2 protein-coding genes are annotated in these 2,019 nt (G+C 38.6%); one reads left to right on the top strand and one right to left on the bottom strand.

Going from position 1 to position 2,019, the window contains the following annotated elements:
• Positions 1-634, bottom strand: a 634-nt coding sequence (locus ACFC8N_RS48845) for a protein rep (RefSeq protein ID WP_376296099.1), incomplete at its 3' end; no start/stop codon positions are given.
• A 565-nt stretch (positions 635-1,199) separates the two neighbouring features.
• On the opposite strand from ACFC8N_RS48845, the gene ACFC8N_RS48850 reads away from it, so the two are divergent.
• A partial coding sequence (locus tag ACFC8N_RS48850; protein ID WP_376296100.1) for a Rap family tetratricopeptide repeat protein occupies positions 1,200-2,019 on the top strand: 820 nt, incomplete at its 3' end.

The following is a 2,019-nucleotide window of genomic DNA, read 5'->3' on the forward strand; positions in this document are numbered from 1 at the left end:
TGTAATCCAATTTCATCGCCTTTTTCCAAAGGCTTGTCCATTCCGTCTGCTTGATATAATTTTTGCCGAAATAACTTTTCTTTACAGGCAATAACACATGAAAATGCGGATGATATGTATCTTCTTCATGATTTTTAGTAATCTCTAAAGCTCTAAAATAGCCAAGTACCGCTGTATCGACCCTTTTGTATTTCATAAGTCGATTAAACCCTTTCATCATGTCCGAAATCGAAGGTTTCAGACTGTCACCTTTAACATTTCGAACGGTCAACGTGAGAAAAATCCATCCGCATCCATACTGACGATTAGCTTCTTCTACGATCAATTTATTGTGATAAGCAATTTTTAACGACCTGCGCCAGGCACACATCGGGCATAACCTCACTTTGCAAAACTGAGCTTGATACAACTTTAGTTTGCCCGTCTCCGGGTCTCTTTTAAACGAAAGACATTCCGCACAACTACACAATTTCTCAGCTTTTTTGCCATAGTAAGGTATACCTGTTTTGTTCTGTAAAGCTTCATAGTGCTCCGCCATAAGATTCGTCCGTCTTTTTTTCCCTTTCCAATCCCGCTTTTTACCTGTTGCGGTCTTATCCTCAAGGATGTTATAATTATGTTCAACTGAATTCAAACGAAAAAAACTCCTTTCTGTGCTAGTAATCTAGCGTTCTATTATTTGGCTTCGACAACCTAATAATAGCAGAAGGAGTTTTTATCTGTCAAAAACACTTTAAAGCCTTGACAGACAAGGGCTGAACCTGTTTTTTAAAAATCTTGTTGTTTCTATATAGTATCAAGATAAGAAAAGACCCGATTTCGACTCCGTCAAAATCGCAAAAAAGGCCGGCAGAATTGCCGGTCTTTTTTTAAAACCCAAAACCTAAGATCAAAACCATTCTTCCCCCGTAGGGGGAGATTTTTTTTCAAAAAATCGGTCCTGCAGCCGCGCATTATTTTAGATATTCAATATCTTTAACAAGCCGCACGTCTCCACCTGACCAACACATGAACCTCCACACAGTCAACACATGACCTTTTCTTTCAACACGCAGTCAACACATCCAGTCAGTGACATTTCTATCTCCGGTTAACTTTTCGGAAAATTCTTCACATTCATTTAACAGTCTGAGATAATTCGGAATACAAATGTTTACATTTCTTGCAGTTATAAAGAATTAAGAAAGGATTGGTGAAAGTTGAGTACAATAGCATTCGAAGAAGTCGGACAAGCCATAAACGATTGGTACAAAATCATCAAACAACATGACTTTTCTAAAGCCGCAGCCATGAGGGAAGAGATCGAAAACACGTTTCCAAACATGAAAGAGAATCAAACCGTATTACTGTACTTCAACCTGATTGACTCTCGTTATAAGCTCATGACAGAGGATTACAACAAATCCGGCGAATTACTGGACAATCTGAAAGCCAAAGCCTTAGAAGATAACACCGATGACATGATTCACTATTATTTTTATTTTTTCTCCGGCATGTATGAATTTCATCAAAAGCGCTATGTCAAAGCCATCATGTACTATAAAATCGCTGAAGAACGCTTGAAAAAGATACCTGATGAAATTGAAAAAGCTGAATTTCATTACTATCTGTGTAAGGCGTACTACAAAATAAAGCAAAATGTTTTCTCGATGACCCACGCTAAAATCGCATACGACACATTTAAAGCGCATGAGACCTATAAAGAAAAAACGATTAACTGTGAAATGATGTTAGGAGCAAATAAGCTTGACTTGATGCTTCCTGAACAAGCTCAGGAACACTATGAGAACGCGCAAACTGCAGCAAAAGCAAACAGCTTCCGATACACCGAAAGTTTGGCTCTTTTTAACCTTGGTGTCTGTTTTGAACGACAAAAAATGTTCATCGAATCTTCGAACTGCTTCAAACAGGCCTTGAAAATCCCTGAACATTTAGAGTCGTTTGTCGCCGTCCCCGCCACGTATATGTTAAGCAAAGTTGTGTTTGAAATAGGGGCGTTCGATGTTTGCCAGACATGGT

The sequence above is a fragment of the Streptomyces sp. NPDC055966 genome, from assembly GCF_042269865.1.
Classification (GTDB): Bacteria; Actinomycetota; Actinomycetes; order Streptomycetales; family Streptomycetaceae; genus Streptomyces.